The organism is Tenacibaculum sp. SM2510 (assembly GCF_057002845.1).
The window spans coordinates 1,246,406-1,268,345 of record NZ_CP192703.1; the positions used below are offsets into that span (position 1 = coordinate 1,246,406).

20 protein-coding genes and 2 tRNA genes are annotated in these 21,940 nt (G+C 31.4%); 10 read left to right on the plus strand and 12 right to left on the minus strand.

Translation table 11 applies throughout. The features are described from left to right. The first annotated feature begins 58 nt into the window (after positions 1–58). A complete protein-coding gene (locus ACQ629_RS05510) occupies positions 59–1,207 on the plus strand; it encodes a sensor histidine kinase (protein WP_483706945.1) in 1,149 nt (382 codons plus the stop codon). 86 nt (positions 1,208–1,293) lie between these two features. Here ACQ629_RS05510 and ACQ629_RS05515 read toward each other — a convergent pair whose 3' ends face one another. The 3 genes from ACQ629_RS05515 to greA all read right to left on the minus strand — a co-directional run bounded on the left by ACQ629_RS05515 (position 1,294) and on the right by greA (position 2,499). Beyond that, positions 1,294–1,491, minus strand: coding sequence for a hypothetical protein (locus tag ACQ629_RS05515; protein ID WP_483706946.1), 198 nt, complete (start codon positions 1,489–1,491; stop codon positions 1,294–1,296). A gap of 1 nt (position 1,492) precedes the next feature. Next, positions 1,493–1,885, minus strand: coding sequence for an HIT family protein (locus ACQ629_RS05520; protein ID WP_483706947.1), 393 nt, complete (start codon positions 1,883–1,885; stop codon positions 1,493–1,495). Positions 1,886–2,025: 140 nt separating this feature from the next. Next, complete coding sequence (greA, locus tag ACQ629_RS05525; RefSeq protein WP_483706948.1) at positions 2,026–2,499, minus strand: transcription elongation factor GreA; 474 nt, start codon at positions 2,497–2,499, stop codon at positions 2,026–2,028. Between the two features lie 109 nt (positions 2,500–2,608). Between greA and ACQ629_RS05530 the strand changes: the two genes are divergently transcribed. From ACQ629_RS05530 to ACQ629_RS05555, 6 genes are all read left to right on the plus strand, one after another. Further along, on the plus strand, positions 2,609–3,019 hold the full coding sequence (locus ACQ629_RS05530; RefSeq protein WP_483706949.1) for a Rieske 2Fe-2S domain-containing protein: 411 nt from the start codon (positions 2,609–2,611) through the stop codon (positions 3,017–3,019). A gap of 65 nt (positions 3,020–3,084) precedes the next feature. Next, positions 3,085–4,242: a 5-(carboxyamino)imidazole ribonucleotide synthase gene (locus tag ACQ629_RS05535; RefSeq protein WP_483706950.1), complete on the plus strand. Its 1,158-nt coding sequence runs from the start codon at positions 3,085–3,087 to the stop codon at positions 4,240–4,242. A gap of 170 nt (positions 4,243–4,412) precedes the next feature. Further along, positions 4,413–4,892 (plus strand): 5-(carboxyamino)imidazole ribonucleotide mutase, encoded by a 480-nt coding sequence (gene purE / locus ACQ629_RS05540; RefSeq protein WP_483706951.1) that lies wholly within the window; start codon positions 4,413–4,415, stop codon positions 4,890–4,892. 77 nt (positions 4,893–4,969) lie between these two features. Continuing rightward, entirely contained in the window at positions 4,970–6,997 is a 2,028-nt protein-coding gene (locus tag ACQ629_RS05545; RefSeq protein WP_483706952.1) for a M3 family metallopeptidase, read from the plus strand. 56 nt (positions 6,998–7,053) lie between these two features. After that, positions 7,054–8,268, plus strand: a complete 1,215-nt coding sequence (locus tag ACQ629_RS05550; RefSeq protein ID WP_483706953.1) for a carboxypeptidase-like regulatory domain-containing protein — start codon at positions 7,054–7,056, stop codon at positions 8,266–8,268. A gap of 338 nt (positions 8,269–8,606) precedes the next feature. After that, the gene (locus ACQ629_RS05555; RefSeq protein WP_483706954.1) at positions 8,607–9,626 is read left to right on the plus strand and encodes a M12 family metallopeptidase; all 1,020 of its coding nucleotides are present in this window, start codon (positions 8,607–8,609) and stop codon (positions 9,624–9,626) included. 159 nt (positions 9,627–9,785) lie between these two features. On the opposite strand, the gene ACQ629_RS05560 is transcribed toward ACQ629_RS05555, so the two are convergent. Then, on the minus strand, positions 9,786–11,021 hold the full coding sequence (locus ACQ629_RS05560; RefSeq protein ID WP_483706955.1) for a glycosyltransferase: 1,236 nt from the start codon (positions 11,019–11,021) through the stop codon (positions 9,786–9,788). Positions 11,022–11,196: 175 nt separating this feature from the next. Here ACQ629_RS05560 and lpdA point away from each other — a divergent pair, with 175 nt between their 5' ends. Next, the gene (lpdA, locus tag ACQ629_RS05565; protein WP_483706956.1) at positions 11,197–12,597 is read left to right on the plus strand and encodes a dihydrolipoyl dehydrogenase; all 1,401 of its coding nucleotides are present in this window, start codon (positions 11,197–11,199) and stop codon (positions 12,595–12,597) included. A 347-nt stretch (positions 12,598–12,944) separates the two neighbouring features. On the opposite strand, the gene ACQ629_RS05570 is transcribed toward lpdA, so the two are convergent. From ACQ629_RS05570 to ACQ629_RS05600, 7 genes are all read right to left on the minus strand, one after another. After that, positions 12,945–15,065 carry a peptidylprolyl isomerase gene (locus ACQ629_RS05570; RefSeq protein ID WP_483706957.1) on the minus strand — a complete coding sequence of 707 codons (2,121 nt, stop codon included), beginning with the start codon at positions 15,063–15,065 and terminating at the stop codon, positions 12,945–12,947. A 111-nt stretch (positions 15,066–15,176) separates the two neighbouring features. After that, entirely contained in the window at positions 15,177–16,469 is a 1,293-nt protein-coding gene (locus tag ACQ629_RS05575) for a hemolysin family protein (protein WP_483706958.1), read from the minus strand. Beyond that, positions 16,469–16,666, minus strand: a complete 198-nt coding sequence (locus ACQ629_RS05580) for a hypothetical protein (RefSeq protein WP_483706959.1) — start codon at positions 16,664–16,666, stop codon at positions 16,469–16,471. The genes ACQ629_RS05575 and ACQ629_RS05580 overlap by 1 nt, the downstream gene beginning before the upstream one ends. Then, a complete protein-coding gene (gene lptC / locus ACQ629_RS05585) occupies positions 16,666–17,238 on the minus strand; it encodes an LPS export ABC transporter periplasmic protein LptC (protein ID WP_483706960.1) in 573 nt (190 codons plus the stop codon). The genes ACQ629_RS05580 and lptC overlap by 1 nt, the downstream gene beginning before the upstream one ends. A 9-nt stretch (positions 17,239–17,247) precedes the next feature. Then, positions 17,248–18,558 carry a hypothetical protein gene (locus tag ACQ629_RS05590; RefSeq protein ID WP_483706961.1) on the minus strand — a complete coding sequence of 437 codons (1,311 nt, stop codon included), beginning with the start codon at positions 18,556–18,558 and terminating at the stop codon, positions 17,248–17,250. 16 nt (positions 18,559–18,574) lie between these two features. Beyond that, positions 18,575–19,831 (minus strand): BamG family beta-barrel-assembly machinery protein, encoded by a 1,257-nt coding sequence (gene bamG, locus ACQ629_RS05595; RefSeq protein WP_483706962.1) that lies wholly within the window; start codon positions 19,829–19,831, stop codon positions 18,575–18,577. Continuing rightward, positions 19,824–20,555 carry a type III pantothenate kinase gene (locus tag ACQ629_RS05600; RefSeq protein ID WP_483706963.1) on the minus strand — a complete coding sequence of 244 codons (732 nt, stop codon included), beginning with the start codon at positions 20,553–20,555 and terminating at the stop codon, positions 19,824–19,826. The genes bamG and ACQ629_RS05600 overlap by 8 nt, the downstream gene beginning before the upstream one ends. A gap of 108 nt (positions 20,556–20,663) precedes the next feature. Here ACQ629_RS05600 and ACQ629_RS05605 point away from each other — a divergent pair. Both ACQ629_RS05605 and ACQ629_RS05610 read left to right on the plus strand, forming a co-directional pair. Continuing rightward, positions 20,664–20,736 (plus strand) — tRNA-Phe (locus ACQ629_RS05605). 58 nt (positions 20,737–20,794) lie between these two features. Then, positions 20,795–20,867 (plus strand) — tRNA-Phe (locus ACQ629_RS05610). An 82-nt stretch (positions 20,868–20,949) separates the two neighbouring features. Here ACQ629_RS05610 and ACQ629_RS05615 read toward each other — a convergent pair. Continuing rightward, complete coding sequence (locus ACQ629_RS05615; protein WP_483706964.1) at positions 20,950–21,927, minus strand: endonuclease/exonuclease/phosphatase family protein; 978 nt, start codon at positions 21,925–21,927, stop codon at positions 20,950–20,952. Between the last annotated feature and the right edge of the window lie 13 nt (positions 21,928–21,940).

Below are 21,940 nucleotides of genomic sequence, written 5' to 3' on the forward strand. Positions count from 1 at the left end.
TAAAGATACTACCGTTTTACATATTAAGTTATTGTATAGAAAAGTTTATATTTGACTAATGACATTTATTAAGAATACTTATTGGATAAAACGAATTACTATTTTTATATCTATAATAATAGTCTCGTTTATTTTATGGAATACTTATGTTTTTTTTCAAAAATTTAAAGAAGAAGAAAGGGGTAAAATAGAAATATTTGCTGCAGCCTTTAAAGAGCTTGCTTCTAATCCCGATTTAAACGAAAACACCAACTTAATTAACAAGGTTTATGAAACTATAGAGAATATTCCTACAATTCTTGTAAATAAAGATGGAACTATTGATTTATACAGAAACTTAAACACTGTTAAATCTAAAAAACCTAAATATCTTCAGGAACAATTAGCCCTGATGAAAGATCAGAACGAGCCTATTATTATTGAGTATTTCGGAATTACACAATACCTTTATTATCGAAACTCTGATTTATTATACAAGCTTAAATATTACCCACTAGCATTACTACTAATTCTAGGTCTCTTTTTAACCATTGTTTATATGGTGTATAAATCGAGTAAAGTTGCTGAACAAAATAAACTTTGGACCGGTATGGCCAAGGAAACGGCACATCAAATTGGCACACCGTTATCTTCTTTATTAGGTTGGATTGCTATTTTAAGGTCTGAAGATGTAAACGAAGAATATATTGTTGAAATCGAAAAAGATGTTGATCGTTTAAGCACCATTGCCAATCGGTTTTCTAAAATTGGCTCCTTACCTAAATTAAAAAAATACAATATTGTTTCTGAAACACAAACAGCCTTTAATTACTTAAAATCTAGAAGTTCTAAGCAAATTAATTTTTCTTTTTCTTCGGATAAAGAAACACTTTCTACATTGTTAAATATTGAGTTATATGGCTGGGTAATCGAAAATTTAATTAAAAATGCGATTGATGCTATGCAAGGAAAAGGTAGCATTTCACTTGAAATTAAAGAAACCGCTAAGTTTGTTAAAATTGTAGTTACCGATTCTGGTAAAGGAATTGTTAAATCGCAATTTAAACAAATATTTAAACCTGGTTTTACTACAAAAAAACGTGGTTGGGGATTAGGTTTATCGCTCTCTAAACGCATTATTGAAGATTACCATAGCGGAAAAATAATCGTTAAAAAATCTGAAATAAATAAAGGAACAACTTTCGAAATTATGTTATATAAAGTTTAATCTTTTATTTCATTGCAAGGCATGAAGCAATCTTTTTATTAATAAACTATTATTTATACAGAAAAATATATTGAAGCTAATAAAGTTTAATCTTCTTTCTCCAATCTACTTTTCATTGACAACCCAAAAAAGAAACTCCCTAAAAGTACCCAAAAAACAAAACCAATTAACACACTTTTTAATGTTGTTTTTTCGCCATCAAAATAAGGCCAAACAAATGTCATTGTTATAAACATAGACATTCCCCTGCCTAATCCTACTTTGTGCCATTTTTGTAATTTCATATTAACTGAAATTATTAGAAATATTTTTTGCTATGATAACAAATTCTTCATTTGTTAATTTTTCTTTTTCTATAAATTGAATATCAGCCATTGCACTTAAAGGAATTAAATGCACATGTACGTGCGGTACTTCTAAACCGATTACGCTCATTCCAACACGCTTGCAAGGAATTGTTTTTTCAATCGCTTTTGCTACACGGTAAGAAAAAGACATCAACCCGTTATATTCTTCTTTCGACAAATCGAAAATCTTGTTTTCTTCTCTTTTAGGAACCACCAAAGTGTGCCCTTTTACATTCGGATTCACATCTAAAAAAGCGATAAAATTTTCGTCTTCTGCAATTTTATATGAAGGAATTTCTCCTAAGATTATTTTGGTAAAAATACTTGCCATAACTTCTGTTTTAATGTTTCCTCGAACACAGCCGAGATGTTAAAATTAGATCTCGACTACGCTCAATCTAACAATAGAAAGTAAAAATAAAAAAAGCGCTGCTAATGCAACGCTTTTATCTATAAATATTTTAAAAGAAATTATCTAGAAATCTCCATAATTTCAAATTTCATAATTCCGTTAGGCACCTGAATTTCGGCTATATCACCTACTTTATTACCTAACAATCCTTTTCCGATAGGAGAATTTACTGATAGTTTTCCGTTTCTAATATCTGTTTCAGAATCTGCAACCAAAGTATAGGTAAACTCCATACCATTCGTTGTATTTTTTAATTTCACTACTGAATGAATTAAAACCTTAGAAGTATCTAATTGACTCTCATCAAGAATACGTGCACTTGCAACTACATTTTTAAGTTGTGCAATTTTAGTTTCTAATAGCGATTGCTCTTCTTTTGCTGCATGGTATTCTGCATTTTCACTTAAATCTCCTTTATCTATAGCGTCACCAATTTCCTGAGAAACTCTTGGTCTTTCAGTATGCTCTAAATGTGATAACTCGTCTTTTAATTTCTTTAATCCTTCGGCACTATAATATGATACTTCACTCATAATTTCTAAACTTTAAAAATCTCACACCGATTAGGAATGAGATTGTATTACAAATGTACAAAATATTTGTAAATTCGTTGCGTTACCTACATAACTCTATTTTAAAATAATGAAAAAAATACTTTACCTATTTATTGTATCAATTACCTTGGGTTGTAGTGATAATGTACCTGTTAATAATTGTTTTAGAGGAATAGATATGAATGCTATTATCGATTTAACACTACCAGAATTTCAGGGTTTATTAGTACCTAGTGGTAGTTCTCAAAACACAATTCAAGGCCGTAATATTTTCCTTTTTAGAACAGGCAATAATGGTTATAAAGCTTTCGACCAGCAATGCCCTGAAGCTACTTGTAACTCTTTAATGACTTTTAACGGCGTACAAATTACATGCCCTTGCGACGATAAACAATATAATTATTTAGCCGATGGTGCACCGATTGATAACAAAGGCTGCTCTGCCCTAATGTATCTTGTTACTAAAATTAGCGGTTCACAATTAAGAATATCTCGTTAATTGTATTTATACTATACTTTAGATTCTTATTTTTGCGATAACAACAACACACTAAAATATTTATCTTGAAAAATTATTTTTCTTCTGACTTTAAATTGGGCGTTCTCGGTGGCGGACAATTAGGTAGGATGTTACTTACCGAAACTCAAAAATTTGATATTTACACCTTAATTTTAGATGAAAATCCGGAGGCTCCTTGCGCACAAATATGCAATGAGTTTCATCAAGGAGATTTATTTGATTTTGATACCGTTTACAACTTCGGTAAAAAAGTAGATTTATTAACTATCGAAATAGAAAATGTAAATATTGATGCTCTCGACAAACTAGAAGCCGAAGGTTTAACTATTTACCCGAAGCCTGCTAACTTGAGAATAATTCAAAATAAAGCGCGCCAGAAATTATTTTACAAAGACCATCAAATTCCTACTGCCGATTTTTCTCATTATGCTTTTCTAGAAGAATTAAAACACTCTTATGAAAACAATATTATCGAGTTTCCTTTTGTATGGAAATCTGCACAATTTGGTTATGATGGTACCGGTGTAAAAGTAGTTCGCACTTACGAAGATTTACAATCATTGCCCGAAGGAGAATGTATTGCTGAAAAACTAATTCCTTTTAAAAATGAATTGGCCGTTATCGTTGCTAGAAACTCCAATGGATCAGTAAGAACATACCCTGTCGTTGAAATGGAATTTCACCCAGAAGCGAATCAGGTTGAATATGTAATTTGTCCTGCAAGAATAGATTCTAAAGTAGCAGAAAAAGCGAGAGAAATAGCGTTAAAAGTAGCTAGCACTTTCGACTTCGTCGGATTATTAGCTGTTGAAATGTTTCAAACCAATGATGATAAAATCATAGTAAACGAAGTAGCGCCAAGAACACATAACTCTGGGCACTATTCAATTGAAGCTAGTTATACAAATCAATTCGAACAACATGTGCGAAGTATTTTAAACCTTCCTTTAGGTGATACCGAAAGTAAAGTTGCTGGAATTATGGTAAACCTAGTTGGCGAAGAAGGTTACACAGGAGATGTAGTTTACGAAAACATGACCGAAATCTTAAAAATAGACGGAGTTACACCACATATTTACGGAAAAAAAACAACCAAGCCTTTTCGAAAAATGGGCCATGTAACTATTGTCAATAAAGACATTAATGAGGCGCGAAAAATAGCGCAAAAAGTAAAAGAAACAATTAGAGTAATTAGTAAATAACACGTCATTACGAGTGTAAACGAAGTAATAATACAATAACAGATTCCTTCGTCATAGAACCCTCGCAATGACAAAAAACATAAAAACATCAAGCTGAAGTTATTTCAGCTTCTCACCCAAATTAATGAGATTCTGAAACAAGTTTAGAGTCTCATTTTAAAACATAAATTATGGTAGGAATTATAATGGGAAGCGATTCAGATCTTCCAATCATGCAAGAAGCAATCGATATCTTAGAAGGTTTTGATATTCAAATTGAAGTAGATATTGTTTCTGCTCATAGAACACCAGAAAAATTAGTTGACTACGCTAAAAACGCACATACTCGCGGTATAAAAGTAATTATTGCCGGCGCTGGTGGCGCTGCTCATTTACCAGGAATGGTAGCAAGCATGAGTCCGTTACCAATAATAGGAGTTCCTGTAAAAAGTAGAAACTCTATTGATGGGTGGGATTCTGTTTTATCAATTTTACAAATGCCAGGCGGCGTTCCGGTAGCAACTGTTGCTTTAGATGGTGCTAAAAATGCAGGTATTTTAGCGGCTCAAATTATTGGCGCTTCTGATAAATGCGTTTTAGATAAAATTATCACATACAAAGAAGGCTTAAAATTAAAAGTTGAGCAAGCTTCAGAGAGAGTAAGAAAATAATCATTTGTCTCCTCGAGCGCAATCGAGAGACTCTATTTAAGTCTCGACTGCGCTCGACCTGACACAAACATTAAAAAATGAATCCACTTTTACACCATTTTAATACGCCTCCTTTTTCTAAAATTGCAAATGCAGACTATAAACCTGCCATTGAAGAAGGAATAAAAATAGCCAAAGCAGAAATTGATGCAATTGTAAATAATACTGAAGCTCCTACTTTTGATAATACCACAGTAGCTTTAGATTTTACAGGCGAAAAGCTGAATAAAATCACCTCTATTTTCTTCAACTTAAACTCTGCAGAAACTAATGATGAAATTCAAAAAATAGCACAAGAAATTTCTCCTTGGCTAAGTGAATTCAGAAATGACATCACATTAAATGAAGCGTTGTTTAAGAGAGTGAAAACTGTTTTTGATACGAAAAAAAACTTAGATTTATCTCCTGAACAACAAACGTTGTTAGACAAACAATATAAAAGTTTTGCTAGAAACGGAGCTAATTTAAACGAGACTGATAAAACTGAATTACGTACCATTGACGCTGAATTATCTAAATTATCATTAAATTTTGGAGAAAATGTATTGGCAGAAACCAATGCTTTTGAAATGCATTTAACGGATGAAAATGATTTATCTGGTTTACCAGAAAGTGTAAAAGAAGCAGCTAAAGAAATAGCAACTTCAAAAGAGAAAGGTGGTTGGGTTTTCACTTTAGATTACCCAAGTTATATTCCGTTTATGACCTATGCTGACAATAGAGAGCTACGTAAAAAATTAGCAATTGCTGCAGGTAAAAAAGGATTTCAACAAAACGAATTCAATAACGAAGAAACGGTTTTAAACATTGTAAAACTTCGTCATAAAAGAGCCAATTTATTAGGTTATAAAACACACGCTCATTTTGTTTTAGAAGAACGAATGGCAGAAACACCTGAGAAAGTTTTATCTTTTTCTAACGATTTATTAGCGAAAGCAAAACCTGCCGCAAAACGTGAATTTGATAATTTAGCTGCTTACGCTAAAAAATTGGACGGTATAACGCAACTTCAAAAATGGGACGGCGCTTATTACGCAGAAAAATTAAAGAAAGAATTGTTTTCTTTAGATCAAGAATTGCTAAAACCTTATTTTAAATTAGAAAATGTAATTGACGGTGTTTTTGAAATTGCAAATAGGTTATTCGATTTACAGTTTGAAGAAATCAACTCGATTGATAAATACCACGAAGATGTAAAAACATACAATGTAACTGATACAAAAGGGAATTTCGTATCACATTTTTATGCAGATTTTCATCCGAGGCCAGGAAAAAGAAATGGTGCATGGATGACTTCTTATAAATCACAACAAATTAAAAACGCTGTTAATGAGCGTCCGCAAATTTCTATCGTTTGTAATTTTACCAAACCTACCGAAACAAAGCCTTCTTTATTAACTTTTAATGAGGTTACTACGTTGTTTCATGAATTTGGTCACGCTTTACATGGCATGTTAGCAAACACAACTTATAATAGCTTATCAGGAACCTCGGTTTCTTGGGATTTTGTAGAATTGCCTAGTCAGGTTTTAGAAAATTGGTGTTACGAAAAAGAAGCTTTAGAGTTATTTGCCAAACATTATGAAACTGGCGAAACGATTCCGATGGAATATGTTAAAAAGATAAAAGAATCTGCTAGTTTTCATGAAGGTATGCAAACCTTGCGTCAGTTAAGTTTCGGTTTATTAGATATGCAATGGCACGCAGGCAAGTCGCCTGAGACAATTATTTCGGTAAAAGAATTTGAATCAAAAGCTTTTGCTGACACGCAATTATATCCTGATGTTGATGAGAATTGTATGAGCACGGCATTTTCTCATATTTTTCAAGGCGGATATTCTGCTGGATATTATTCTTATAAATGGGCAGAAGTTTTAGATGCCGATGCTTTTGAGTATTTCTTAGAAGAAGGAATTTTTAACAAAGAAGTCGCCGATAAATTTAAAAACAATGTACTTTCTAAAGGTGGAACCGAAAAACCAATGCAGTTATATAAACGCTTTAGAGGAAAAGAACCAAAACCAGATGCTTTGCTAAAACGTGCTGGGTTATTAACCAATAATTAACTTTTCTTCAATACAATAACTTAAAAGAAGTCTTATTTTTATGGAAATTATTTTTCATGAAGATAAGACTTCTTATTTTTTCTTTATTTCTGCATCTTTCTGTTTGCTCTCAAACACTTATTGAAGGCAAAGTAACCTCTAATAAAGGCGAAGTTTTAGACGGAGCCGCTGTGTATCTTAACAACACAACAATAGGAACAATTACTAATGATAAAGGAAATTTTCACTTAAAAATTAAAGACAGTAACTACACTTTAATCATTTCTTTTTTAGGTTATAAAACCAAACAGTTAACGATAAATAAAGCTACTAAAATTAATTTTTTAGAGGTAGAATTAATTCCTGAATCGAGTGTTTTAGACGAAGTTGTATTAAAAAAAATAAAATACGATGCTGATTGGAAATATAACTTAACTCGTTTTAAACAAGCTTTCTTTGGAAGATCAAAATTAGCGGAAGAATGTGAACTACTGAATCCGAAGTCCTTATATTTTGAATACAATTACAAAACAAATAAATTAAATGCATTTACCAAAGAGCCTTTACAAATTAAACATAAAGGCTTAGGCTATTTAATTACTTACGATTTAGCTAATTTTGAATTACAAAATAATCAATTATTTTTCAGTGGATATGCACGTTATGAAAACTTACGCTCTTCAATTAGAAAAAAATGGAGAAAAAATAGACAAATTGCTTTCAATGGTTCTCTAATGCATTTTTTAAGGAGTTTAATTGCTAAGCAGCTAAAGGAGAATGGATTTGTGGTTAACAAATTTAAACGAGTTTTAAACCCTGAAAGACCTTCAGATGAAAAAATTAAATTTGCAAGAGAATTGGTGAAGCTATATGAAAACAGAATAGATTATTCAAAAGATATAACGAATCCAAAAAATTCTTTAGACAGCGCTTTGGTTGTTATAAAAAAGAGCAGAAAACCAAAATACAGAGATTATTTATACAAAAAAAATCCATCGTACGGTGAAATAATTTCTAAGAAAGATAAAAACTATTATTTAGATTTTAAAGATTATTTAATGGTGATTTACACAAAAGAACCTGAAGAAGAAAACTACTTAAAAGGAATGTTCGGTAAGCGTAAAAAAGCATCGGGAGTGCAAACCTCTAATGTTGTTTTACTAAACGGAAAAGACGTTATAGATAACTCAGGAATATTAATGAGTCCGGATGCTTTATTTAATGAAGGTTATTGGAGTTTTGAGTCTTTTGCCAATATGTTACCTTTAGATTATATGCCATATACAAACTAACCCCTATTCTTCTCTTCAATCCACTTGTTCATGTATTTTGTAGCTTTTAAGGTTTGATGTTACAATAAACTTCCCAGAAAATCTTATTGACTTTCCTTTTTAAAATAGGCGTTTAAAACATATATAACTTTATATTTCATTCTTTTAAAGTTACCTCTTTTGTTTTTTTGACTTTAACAATTTTTATTCAAAAAAACCGTTTAACATCTGAAAACATGTTAAATAAATTATTGTTGAAAAATTACTTTCTACAACATACTTTTAATTAAGTTTAATAATTTGTTACACATTATATTCAAAAAAATAATTAGTAACCTAAATTAATTTAAACCTTTTTTATGAAAACCCTTCAAATTTATTTAATCGCATTTATTGCTTCACTTATGTTCTTTTATTCATGTCAAGAAGAAACAACAGGTAATATAGATGAAACAATTCCAAACAGCTCTAAAGTAGTTAACCCTGAAGAGGCTTATCCAGGATTGAGTGGTGACGTTCAATCTTTATACTATGGAAGCCAAAATGTTAAAGTTCAAAAAATTGAAAACACTTATGTTTTAGATGGAGACATTCTTTTTTCTATTGATGAATTAAAAGAATCTCCATCCCAAATTGGAGAACCTTTTTTTAACGAAACATCTAGTAGATCGGTAGGTAGAACTGGTGGAAGATGGCCTAATAATACCGTTTATTATTCTGTAGAATCTTCTTTAGCTAGTAAAAACCGTGTAACTAATGCGATTGCTCACTGGGAAAGAAATACTGCTTTACGATTTGTGCAAAGAACAAATCAATCTGATTATATTTATTTCAGAACTGGCAGTGGGTGTTCATCTTCTGTTGGTAGAGTTGGAGGTCGTCAATCTATTAACTTAGCCCCTGGTTGCTCTACAGGTAATACTATACATGAGATAGGACATGCTGTGGGACTTTGGCATGAACAAAGTAGAAGAGATAGAGATGATTACATAACAATTAATACTCAAAATATTACACAACGTGCAAGAGGTAATTTCTTAACTTACGCACAACAAGGTCGTGACGGTGATGAATATACTTCTACATTAGATTTAGGTTCAATAATGATGTATGGATCGTTTTTCTTTTCTGAAAATGGTCAACCAACTATTGTAAGAAATAATGGTACTACGTTTAATGTTCAAAGAGATGGTCTTTCTGCAAGTGATATTTCTGGAATTAACCAAATGTATCCTGCTTCAACAGGTGGGAATATTTGTGATGGTGTTCAAGCATATGTGCAAGGAAGAAGCTACTCCGTAGGTTCTCGTGTAACCTACCAAGGTTATTTATATGAAAGAAAAACAACATCATGGGACAGGATTGGACAGTGTAACTAATAAAAGATTAATTAATATAAAAAATAGATATTACCTTAACTGGTAATATCTATTTTTTTCTAAAAGTATTTTAAGCTTACTTAAAAAATACAAGTAAATCAATAAATTTAAATTTATGTCTAAAATTAGTGAAGTTATTACCTAGCTAATCTATACAGGCTAAATACTATTCTTCTCTTCAATCCACTTGCTCATGTATTTTGTAGCCTGTAAGGTTTGATGTTGTAATAAACTTCCAAGAAAATTATTTTGACGGTGTTCAATTATATTTTCTTGGATTTTTTTTATGCGCTCAACAAAAGGCTTCTCAATTTTTTCTTTATCATAAATAGCGTTGACAATTTCTATTCCGCTTAACTGAAACTCTTCCCATAATTTCTCATCAGAATATAATGCAACCGCTTTGTTAGAAAACACCTCAAAATCATCCTCAATAAAACCATTCCAATCAAAACCATCATGCATTCCCTCTGTTCCGATATTTGTTGTTACACTTGGCGTTCCGCATAGCATCGCTTCGGTAAGTTTTCCTTTTATTCCGGCACCAAAACGGATAGGCGCTAAAACAACTCTAGCGTTTCTCACAACTTGCATGGCATCTTCAGCAAAGCCTTTTACGATAAAACCTTCTTTTTTATTATGCAACTGATTTATTTGTTGGGTTGCATACGCTCCGTAAATATGGATTTCTGCTTTTGGCAATTCTTTACGAATTAACTCCCAAATATAATTTTTAAGCTGTAAAACAGCATCTACATTTGGTGCATGAAAAAAATTCCCTATAAATACAAAATGTTCTCGTTCCTCAAAAGGCTTCCAACCATTAACAACTTTTTTATCAATCTTATCTAATAAAAAAGGTAAATGATACAATAGATTTTCATCAATTTTAAACACATCTTTTAAAAGCTTCATTTCATACGTAGAAATAATCAAACTTAAATCACATCGTAAAATAGAAGCGATTTCTCGTTTCGCATCCGTAGATTTTAATAAAGCATCCGTAGAAAAAATTTCTTCTTTTTTTAATTGTTGATGACGGGTTTTACGCAAAAAATGCAAATCTTCCGTATCAAGAATTCTTAAAGCGTTCGGACAGTTTTCTGCCACACGCCACCCGAATTGTTCCTCCATCATAAAACGATCAAACAGCACGATAGACGGGTTTAATTCAGATATAAAATCGTCAAAAGAAGTATTATTCAATTCAATCGATCTTTCATCTACTCCCAATTCAGTTAAATGAATTGCTTTTTCACTTTTTTGTGCTGGCGAAGCAAATGTTATTTTATAATTATTCTTTAAAAACAATTCAATTAATTGCAACATTCTACTTCCTGCGGCAGAAGAATTTGGTTCTACCCAAACATACCCGATAATTAATAGTTGTTTCATAATGGTTTCAAAGTTAAAATAATTTATGATACTTATTGATAAAAAGTAATCGAAAACATACTTCAGCAAATCAACTTTTATGTGTAATTTTGCAGTTATTATTCTGAAAAACAAAATATAAACTGATAAAACGTTAATTTTTATCAGATATACATAAACAATAAAAACACGACTTATGAAATACGATTTAATCGTTATTGGTTCTGGTCCAGGTGGATATATTGCTGCCATTAGAGCCGCTCAATTAGGATCTAAAGTAGCTATCATCGAAAAATATTCAACTTTAGGTGGTACCTGTTTAAACGTAGGATGTATTCCTTCTAAAGCTTTATTAGATTCTTCTCATCATTATTACGATGCTGTGCATCATTTTGAAGAGCACGGAATTACTGTTGAAAAGCCTTCTTTCGATTTCGGAAAAATGGTAGACCGTAAAGCTAATGTTGTCGAAACTACTACAGGAGGAATTAAATATTTAATGGACAAGAATGATATTACTGTTCATGAAGGTTTAGGTTCTTTTGAAGATGCAACACATGTAAAGGTTACTAAAAACGACGGAACTTCTGAAGTAATAGAAGGTAAAAACATTATTATTGCTACAGGTTCTAAACCATCTACATTGCCTTTTATCTCTTTAGATAAAGAGCGCGTTATAACATCAACCGAAGCTTTAAAACTTAAAGAAGTACCAAAACACTTATTAGTAATAGGTGGTGGAGTAATTGGCTTAGAGTTAGGTTCTGTTTACAAGCGTTTAGGTGCTGATGTAACGGTAATTGAATATGCTCCGAAAATTACACCTACTATGGATGCTGATATTTCTAAAGAACTTCAAAAAGTTTTAAAGAAACAAGGTATGAAGTTTAACACAAGTCACGGTGTTACTTCGGTAGAAAGAAACGGAGACGAAGTTGTTGTAAAAGCAACCAATAAAAAAGGCGAAGAAGTTACTTTTAACGGAGACTATTGTTTAGTTGCGGTTGGTCGTAAAGCTTTTACAAAAGGATTAGCATTAGAGAAAGCAGGCGTTAAGCTTACTGATAAAGGAATGGTTGATGTAAATGAGCATTTACAAACTAGTGTTTCTAATATTTTTGCTATTGGTGATGTTGTTCGTGGAGCAATGTTAGCACACAAAGCTGAAGAAGAAGGTGTTGTTGTTGCTGAATTTTTAGCAGGACAAAAACCACATATCGATTATAACTTAATTCCTGGTATTGTGTATACATGGCCAGAAGTTGCCGCTGTTGGTAAAACAGAACAAGAGTTAAAAGATGCTGGTGTTGCTTACAAAGCTGGTAAATTTTCTATGCGTGCTTTAGGAAGATCTAGAGCTAGTGGCGATACTGACGGATTTGTAAAAGTATTGGCTGATAAAAATACGGATGAAGTATTAGGAGTTCATATGGTTGGTGCACGTGTTGCCGATTTAATTATGGAAGCTGCCGTAGCTATGGAATTTAGAGCTTCTGCTGAAGATCTAGCAAGAATATGTCATGGGCACCCAACATATTCAGAAGCTGTTAAAGAAGCTGCAAAAGCTGCTTGGGACGGAAAACCATTAAACGCTTAATACAAGGCTTTAAAATATATTTTTAAAAAAGCAATCTCGTTTGAGATTGCTTTTTTTTTGGTTTATTATCATTATTATTGACAATAAATAAATTGTTACAAACTATAAAACTTGAGTTATGAAAACTAAAAAAATAAATTATTGGTATGTTTTAATCGCTTTTATAGCCATTATGTTAATAACTAGCTATGTTTTTGACCTTGGAGAAGCTTTGGGTAAAGCGATGGCTAATTAAGGCTTATTAGCTAAGAATAGCTTCTAAAATAGATTGGCTATACCTTTAGAATAAGGCACAAAAAAAATCCGAACTCAATGAGTTCGGATTTTTTATATTTTAACTTTTCTGATTACTGAATTCCGTAAAAAGAACTCATGTTATCTTCAATATTAGACGCTTTCTTAATTGCTTCATACATTTGAAAAGATTTGTTTTTTCTTTCGTTTACTATACGCTTTCTGTAAGAATCGTAGTTTGGTAAAGCTGTTGGTAATGTTTTTGATGTTACCTCAAAAGCAAATACTCCTTTATCTCCTGCTACGTTTTTAATCACAGTATTTTCTTTAGCGTTTAACATTGCTCCTACTACTTTAGGCTCAAACCCTACACCAGAAATAGTTGGTGATTGTAAGTTTACATCTGCAGCATTTTTAACGGTTACATCTACAGATTTAGCTATTTCTGCTAAGGTAGCTCCGCTAATTTTAGCTTCAATTAATTTTGCTTTTCTTTGGTTTGTTAAAATAGGACGAACTCTTGAAATTGCTTTTTCAACTGGCATTAAACCTTTTTCAGTTTTACCTGTTAAAACAGCAACTATATAACCTCCTTCAACATCAAAACGCTTAGAACTTCCTTCGTTTACTTCTGTATCAAAAGACCATGTAATAATTTGTCTTTCATTACCAATTCCTGACACAACTTCGTCTAAAGGTTTTAAACCAACTGCAGGCTGAGATACTAAGTTTTTTTCTTTTATAACTTCATCAAAGTTTTTACCGTTTGATAAATCTAAAGAAAAAGTTTCAGCATTTTGAAACACTGTATTTTCTGTAGCTTCTGATGCTTCAATCTTACGTCCAAAAGTTGCTAATTTCACAACTGTTTGAAAGTTCTTCTGACCATCAACTTTCATTACGTGAAAACCAAATTGAGATTTTACAACGCCCATATCTCCTTTTTTACCTTCAAAAGCAAAGTCTCTAAAAGCTGGCACCATTCTGTTATAACCAAACCAATCGTAAAAACCTTCTTTTTCAGCAGAACCTTTATCTGAAGAAAACTCTTTAGCTAAAGCTCCAAATTTAGATTTGTTAGCTTTTAAAACAGTTAACAAACTATCGGCAGTAGTCTTAGCTTGTTCTTCTGTTTGCGTTACAGTTGCATCTGCACTTGCAGAACCAACAAAAGGAATTAAGATATGACTTGCCTGAGCTGAATCTGGTAATTGAACAACGGTTGTTATTTTAGATAATTTAAAGTGGTTTGCGTCTTTATATGGTCCGAAAACATCTCCTTCTTTACCATTAAAAATCTCTTCAGCAATTACTTGTGGCACCTGAACCTTAAACTTGTAATTGTTATCTAATGCGATATCTGAATCATTCTCTGACAAGAACTCTGCATAGTTAGTTGTGTTTTTTAATCCTTTAACAGCAATGTTAGCGCTAGTAACAGAATCCTCTATTAACTTTGCAACTTCTGTTTTAACAGCTTCTTCATCTTCTGTTGTTGGTTTGATATCAAACTTTACATATTTAATATCTCTAGATGCTGTTACTTGAAATTGCTGCTCGTGCTTACTAATATAATTTTTAACATCACTTTGTTTTAAATCAACTAAATCATCAGCAATTGTAGTATAAGGAACATAAACATATTTACCAGAAACCTTTGTGTTTTCTGTTAAATATTGTGCTTCTCCTTCTTTTAAAGATGCTCCTAAACCTGCAGACACCAAATTATCGTAAGCCGCTTTTTCAAGTTCATTTTTTAATGAGAACATATAGTTTTGCCAATTATTCCAATCGGCTCCGTTTTCATCTTTAATTGTTGCTAAAAACTCTTTAAGTTTATTTTTATCTAAAAGACCTGCACTTTGAAATCTTGGGTCGTTTTGAATAAACGGAGTTTCATATAGCTTATTCATTATATCAGCATCACCAACAGTAATTCCTGCTTCTTCTAACTGAGTTTTGTATATTTTTTGTCTGATAATGTTATTCCAAACAGTTTTTGCTGCTTGCATTTCAGAAACGCTATTACCCGTTTGTGCTTTATAAGCATCTAAAGCTTCTGCAAATTCTTGGCGTGAAACAGCCTCACCGTTTACCTCACCAATCTCATTTACTTTACTTGCATTAAAAAAATCTGATATTGTAGAAGGGTCTAATACAAAAGCAAAAAGTGCTAAACCAATTACAAGAATTAAGAACATTGAACGTTCTCTAATTTTCGATAAAATTGCCATACGTTATTTATTTTATTTACAGTGAGCGAAAATACAATTTCATAGTAAACAAAGCAATGTTTTTTTGAGCTGTTTTTTTTTGAATAGGATTCTATATAAAACTATTCACCTCTAATCTTCTATATCGATAACTTTTAAGTATAGATCATCAATCTTAGTAGCGCTTACTTTTAGTATTTTAATGTAGTACTTATCTATATGCAAAATTTCATCTTTTTCAGGTATCGTTTCGGTATGATCAATAATAAAACCACCCAACGTTTCGTAAGCTTCTTCTTTAGGTATATTTAAATCGTATTCTTCATTTAAATAATCAACTTCTAATCGTGCAGAAAATTTAAATTCTTTTTCACTAATTTTTTCCTCTAATAATTCTTGACTATCATGCTCATCTTCTATCTCGCCAAATAATTCTTCTACAACATCTTCTACTGTTATTATTCCTGATGTACCGCCATATTCGTCAACCACTATTGCGATACTTTTTCTTTTCTTTATCAAGCTATTTAAAACATCGTTAATAACCATCGATTCTGGCACAAATTCTACCGGCAACAATATTGACTTAATAGAAATAGGGTTTTTAAATAATTCAAAAGCACTTACATAGCCTAAAATATCATCAAAGGATTTTTTATATACCAAAATCTTAGATAAACCTGTTGTTATAAACATATCTTTTAGATTCTCGACAGATTCGTGTATATCAATCGCCATGATTTCTGTTCGAGGCACCATAATTTCTCGAGCTTTTACCTTGTGAAACCCTAATGCGTTTTGAAAAATCTGAATTTCTAAATCAATCTTATCTTCATCGTTTCCTCCATCTAATTGCTCAGAAATATAATTTCCTAATTCTTCTTTACTAAATTCTTTTTTAGCTTCATCTTCTCTTATTCTAAAAAAGACAAATAAGAAAAAATCTGAAATCTTGGTGATAACCCAAGTTATACCGTAAAACAATAAATAAAAAACATACGCAGGCACCACAAAAAGCTTAAGCATTTCATTTGCATAAATTCTAAATATAGTTTTAGGTAAAAACTCTGCAGTTACTAATATAATAAGTGTAGATATTATTGTTTGTGTTAAAAGGTTTAAATCGTCTAACAAATAGTTTATAAATGTAACGTTTGTTGGCAGTGCTGTTTGAAACCAATTCATTAACAGCTGCCCCATAAAGTAACTATATATTACCAATGCTACATTATTACCAACCAACATCGTTGTTATAAACTTTGATGATTTACGGGTAAGTATCGTTAATATTTTAGGTAAAAAACCTTCTCTTTTTTTTTCTAGTTCAATATGTAATTTATTGGCAGAAACAAAAGCTATTTCCATACCTGAAAAAAAGGCTGAAAATAGTATAGAACTAAGAATTATAATGATTTCAAATTCCATTAACGTTGCTGATTTCTCTTTTCAACTTTTCTTCTAAAATGACGTTTAAAAAAGAAAATTAAGGTAATAAAGATACCAAATCCAAAACGAATAAAAGCATCTTGTTTGCTTGAACTCCATTGAAAAGCTCCTTCAATAAAAAACAATGCCCCAATAACTAGGTAACCGTACTGTAAATACTTCCAAATTGTATTCATTATAACTCGTTTTTATTAGTTTCTATATCTCCTGTAATGTCTTTAGCAATCCATTTGGTTAAGTCTTCTTTCGACTCAAAACCAAAACCATTAATAACTGCAGTTGGACTTGTTAATCTAAAGCCATCTTCTGTAAAAAAATAGTGTTCTTTTTGATCCCAAAACAACTGATTGGTTTCTAACTTTCTGTTTCCAGAATGGTTTAAGATAACCACATTTCCTTTAATTTCTGATACACCTGTTTTACTATATGATAACGCATAATTACCTGTGATTGTAGTAGAATCTTTTCCTGTTTTATCAATAGTAACAATTTTTATTCCTTTAGGAAATTCGCTATATGGATGTTCTTTTCTATTAGAAAAATCGTAAAAAAGAGATGCTTTTGTTTTTGAGGTAATTTTCCCAGAATCTTTTTTAATATGATAAATGTTTTTAGCCTTTCCCACGGGCATGTTTTTATCTGCTAAAAAATCTCGCACTTCTTGTTTTGAGTTCACACAAGAAAAAAGCATTGCCACCAAAAAAATGGAAGCAATGCTTTTATATATATTTATTGAATATGATTTCATTAAACGCTATTATGGAATACGAACTGTTTCACCAATCCAACATCCAATTTTATGACTAGCTCCTGAAGCAATACCTTTTTGAAATATTAATTTCTTTGATGGTACATTTTTCATGTAACTAGAAATATATCTATTCGCTCCACATCCTGGATCTACTCTCTTAGCTTTTAATGCTTTATTTAAAGCTGCTACGTAAACCATTCTCTTTTCAAACTCATCACTACCACAAGAGTTTGCACTCTTTTGATATAAACTTGCAATAAATAAGTAAGCTTTACCCATGTTAGGGTTATACCTTAATGCTTCGTAAGCTAAAGCTCTTGCTCTACTACCACTAGCACCTTGCGCTTCTCTTAATTTATACTTCGCCTTTACAAAAGGATCTGTTTCTAGATCAAAAGCTTTCTTTTTCATTTCAGCTGCCCCGCTTCTATCACCATTCTTAGCTAAAACTCCTGCTAAGAAATTGTAAGCATCAGAAGATTGTGTTATTTCAGCATATGCATTTGCTAGCTTTTCAAATAAAGGATCAGTTTGACAACCTTTATTATACATTCTAGAAACTGCTCTTTTTAACCAAACACCGTCTGATTTTTTTCCTTCAAAGTCTCTAGTGTAAATAGGAATTAATCGCTCGCAAGTCGCTATTTTAGAAATCATAGCATCTAAACCTCCTTCAACCTGACCTAAAGAACCAGAGTTAATCGTATAAGCTCTTAAATTTCTTTTTTCTCTTGCACTAATTGTTCCTAAAGAATCCTTTTCTTGTAGTTTAGCTACTTTCTTATTATAATCCTCTAATTTTTCTTCTACAGATTCCATTACGTCATCATATGTATCAAATACTTTCTGAGGATCGGTATCTTTATTTATTTCTGCTATAGTTTCAAAATATCTAAAAATATTTTTCACTCCCATATCTTTAGGAGAAATATCATATGCTTTTTTTAAAATTTCAAAAACCTCTGCATCAGTAGCCAACTTATTTTCTATTAAATAACTTGCATAATCACTATGTAATTTTGCAACTCCTTTTGTAGGAAAGTTTACTAATCTTGTTTCATAAACTTTTTTAGCCAATACAGGATCTTTTAATTTATCTGCAACCTTCTCTCCGTACTTGTAGATATTAACTGATAACTTAGGACAATTTATTAATAAATAGTCTAAATTTTCTTTAGCAGCAGCATACTTTCCTGTACTTGCATCTCCTTTAAAAAGATTATACTTTATATTACATTCTTGACTCGCTTGTGCTTTAACACCATTTACGGCTACGAACAAAAATAATCCTGTTAGTAAATACGTAATTTTTTCCATCTTGTATCAGTTTTTATTAATCTATTTGTCTTTTATTAAACCAGTTAAGACTATTTAATGATAAACTTAATCTAACATTAAAATACTCTTCTTTTACCAAACTACTATTTGAGGTTCCTTTTTGCCCATATTCAAATCCAATATTTACATTAGATAATTGTCTTGGCAATGGCAATCCTAATCCAACATTTATGCCAAAGTCGTTAACTGAAGTAAAATTATTATTAGTGGCAACTAACAACCCTGTGTCTTCAAAACGCAATCCTGCCCTATAAGTAACTCTATCCCAGTAATTTGATATTGAATTTATCTTTGGAATATAATAACCTCCTATTGACAACTTACTAGAATCATCATATTTATAACCTCCTCCGTCTGAGATTAATGAACTATTACTACTTAACGCGCTCTGAAATTGTTGATTAACACCTACGTACCATTTATTTTCTTTTCCTAACCCAAAACCAAAAACTGTTTTTAGAGGAATATTTATATCTCCGTTCACTGTTCTATTAAAAAGCTCGTCTCGTTGAATATCTTGCCCTGAAAATGAATACATTCTTTCATTTCCATTTGCTGATAAATCGCTTTTTAAAGTAATCGAAGCTCCTGTAAAAAGATTTAGCTTGTTTTTTAATTCTTTCTTGTATTGAGCTCCTAATTTAAATTGTCCCCCTCTAATATTTACAGACTCTTCATGTTTTGTTCCTAAAGCAACATCTGCCCGTTGATTTATAATGCTATTATCTAAATTACCAAAAATAAACCCTGCTTCTAAACCTAATGAAAGCCCTTCAATAACATACATACCAAAACTAGCGTATATTTTATTTGTACCTCCTTCACCTCTAAATAAAGTAAGCTCTTCATCATTATCATTATTTAATAGTGAATATCCTACTGATGAAAATGGTTGTAATCCAACTGAAACACCTGCTTTTTTACCTAATGGAAAACCTAAAGAGATATAACGCAAATTTGTTGATTTACCAGACTGCGACGTGTTTTCTTCTTTTATTGTTAGAAAGCTCATGTTTCCTCCGATTCCATAGGTTGCAGCTCTTAAATCTGCATTTGAAGCCGGATTTATAAAATTTAAATGATGCGTATCTTTTAAAGCAACTCCGATACCTCCCATAGATGCTTGTTCTACTGTAACTGCTTCAAAATTCTCTCCAATTCCGAAATAAGAATAAGGCGATGCACTGTTTCTTTGTGCTGCTATTGTTATTGTGCTAAGCACAAATATTGCTAATATAAATCTCTTAATCATTCTTTAAATTATATGTCAAAACAGTATGTAATCCTTCCAAAACAAAATTTGGATGGGCAAATATGCCACTTTTTAATTGTTTAGCCAAGAAATATGTGTCTCCTCCTGTTAAAACAATTGTTAAATCTATATACTTTTTTTTATATTGATTAATAACTCCTTCAATTTCATTAATTACACCATTTACTACTCCTGAGTGTATTGACGTATTTGTATTTGTTCCTATAAAATTAGAAACTTCACTCAACGCTAACAATGGTAATTTAGCCGTATAATCATGTAAAGCTTTATACCTCATTGCAATACCTAAAGAAATTGCACCCCCTAAGTATTCACTTTTGTTATTAATAAAATCGAAAGTAATACAAGTTCCAGCATCAATAATTAAAACATTTTTTTGTGGATATTTTTCGGTAGCTGCTGCTGCTAATGCTATTCTATCTACACCTAAGGTTTTTGGTGTTTCGTAATTATTTTTAAAAGGAACCTTAATTTCGGAGTTTAAAAAAATTGGACTTAACAAATCTGTGATTTCTTTTTGTGCTTTTTCTGAAATATTAGAGACTGAAGAAACAATAGTCTTTGAGATAGAAAAATTATTTGAAATTTTTTTTAATTCAAAGACTATTTCTGACTTCTCGAAAACAAAAAACTCTTTAATTGTATTCAACTCAAAAACAGCTGCTTTAACTCTTGTATTACCGATATCTATAATTAAATTCATCCTTCTATTTCTTGAATTTCAAATTTACGATACATTTTTTTAAAACAAATGCTTTGTATAATTAAAAAACGATTGTATATTTGCATCCGCTTAACGAAAGTAGCAACTGGTGCCTTAGCTCAGTTGGTAGAGCAAAGGACTGAAAATCCTTGTGTCCCTGGTTCGATTCCTGGAGGCACCACAATAATTTTCTCAAGACAATTGCGAATTTTATTTTGTTACTTAAATAAGCATTCAACGGTGCCTTAGCTCAGTTGGTAGAGCAAAGGACTGAAAATCCTTGTGTCCCTGGTTCGATTCCTGGAGGCACCACCGAAAAAACCCGAACAATTGTTCGGGTTTTTTGTTTTTAATACACAAAAAAACTCATTATTTAATAATGAGTTTTTAAGTTTTATTTTAATCTGAACTTCATCTCTACAGGTAAATGATCTGAAGCTTCTCCAAAATCATTCAATACTTTTCCGCTTATATATTCAATAGAATTTTCGGTGTAAAAAATATAATCTATCCGTTCGAAAGGATTTTTGGTATTAAATGTATTTGAAGGATTATTAACATTAAAAGCTGCGTTACCTACTCCATTTATTTTAAATATCTTTTGAACTGCCGCTTGCTCATCTCTTGCCCTTGAATTAAAATCTCCTAATAATATTGTGGGATAGTTATTTTTATACTTATTAAAGAGACTTAAAACAGACTCAAACTGGCGAACTCGTGTTGGCTTATCAAACGCTTCTAAATGAATATTTATAACGACTACCTCCCTCCCTTCTAACATTACTTTTACAACTTGTGCCAATCTTTCTAAATACAAAGCATCTCTATAGAAAGGATTATCTAGCACACGCTCTAAAACAATACGCTCATAGTCTTTTAATTTATACTTACTGATTATAGATTGTCCTGAAATTACCTTTCCGAAATGCATACTTGGTGGCCAATAAGGAAAAGGTACATAATGCTCATCCCAATTTATACCTCGCGCAACATAATTATACCCAAGTTTTGCAACCTCCTCTTCCTGGTTCACTTTATACGACCTAGCAGCATTGTAATCTACCTCTTGTAACGCAATAATATCTGGGGTTATTATCTTTAACTCTTTTTGAATTTTCTTTAAATTTGCATCAAAAAGTTCTTTAGGTTTAGCAACTGCTCTATTATTTGTCATTCCGCTTAAATACCCTATATTGTACGTTATAATACTATAGACCGAGTCATTATTAATTGTATTATTGTATTTATGTGTGATATTTTTTGCATATTGATTTTCATCAAGTGTTGGAGACGATGCCCAAAAGAAAAACAATATTAACACTCCCATAATGAATAACAAAAACCTTGAAAAAATTCTAAAAATTGATTTCATAAAAATAAAAATG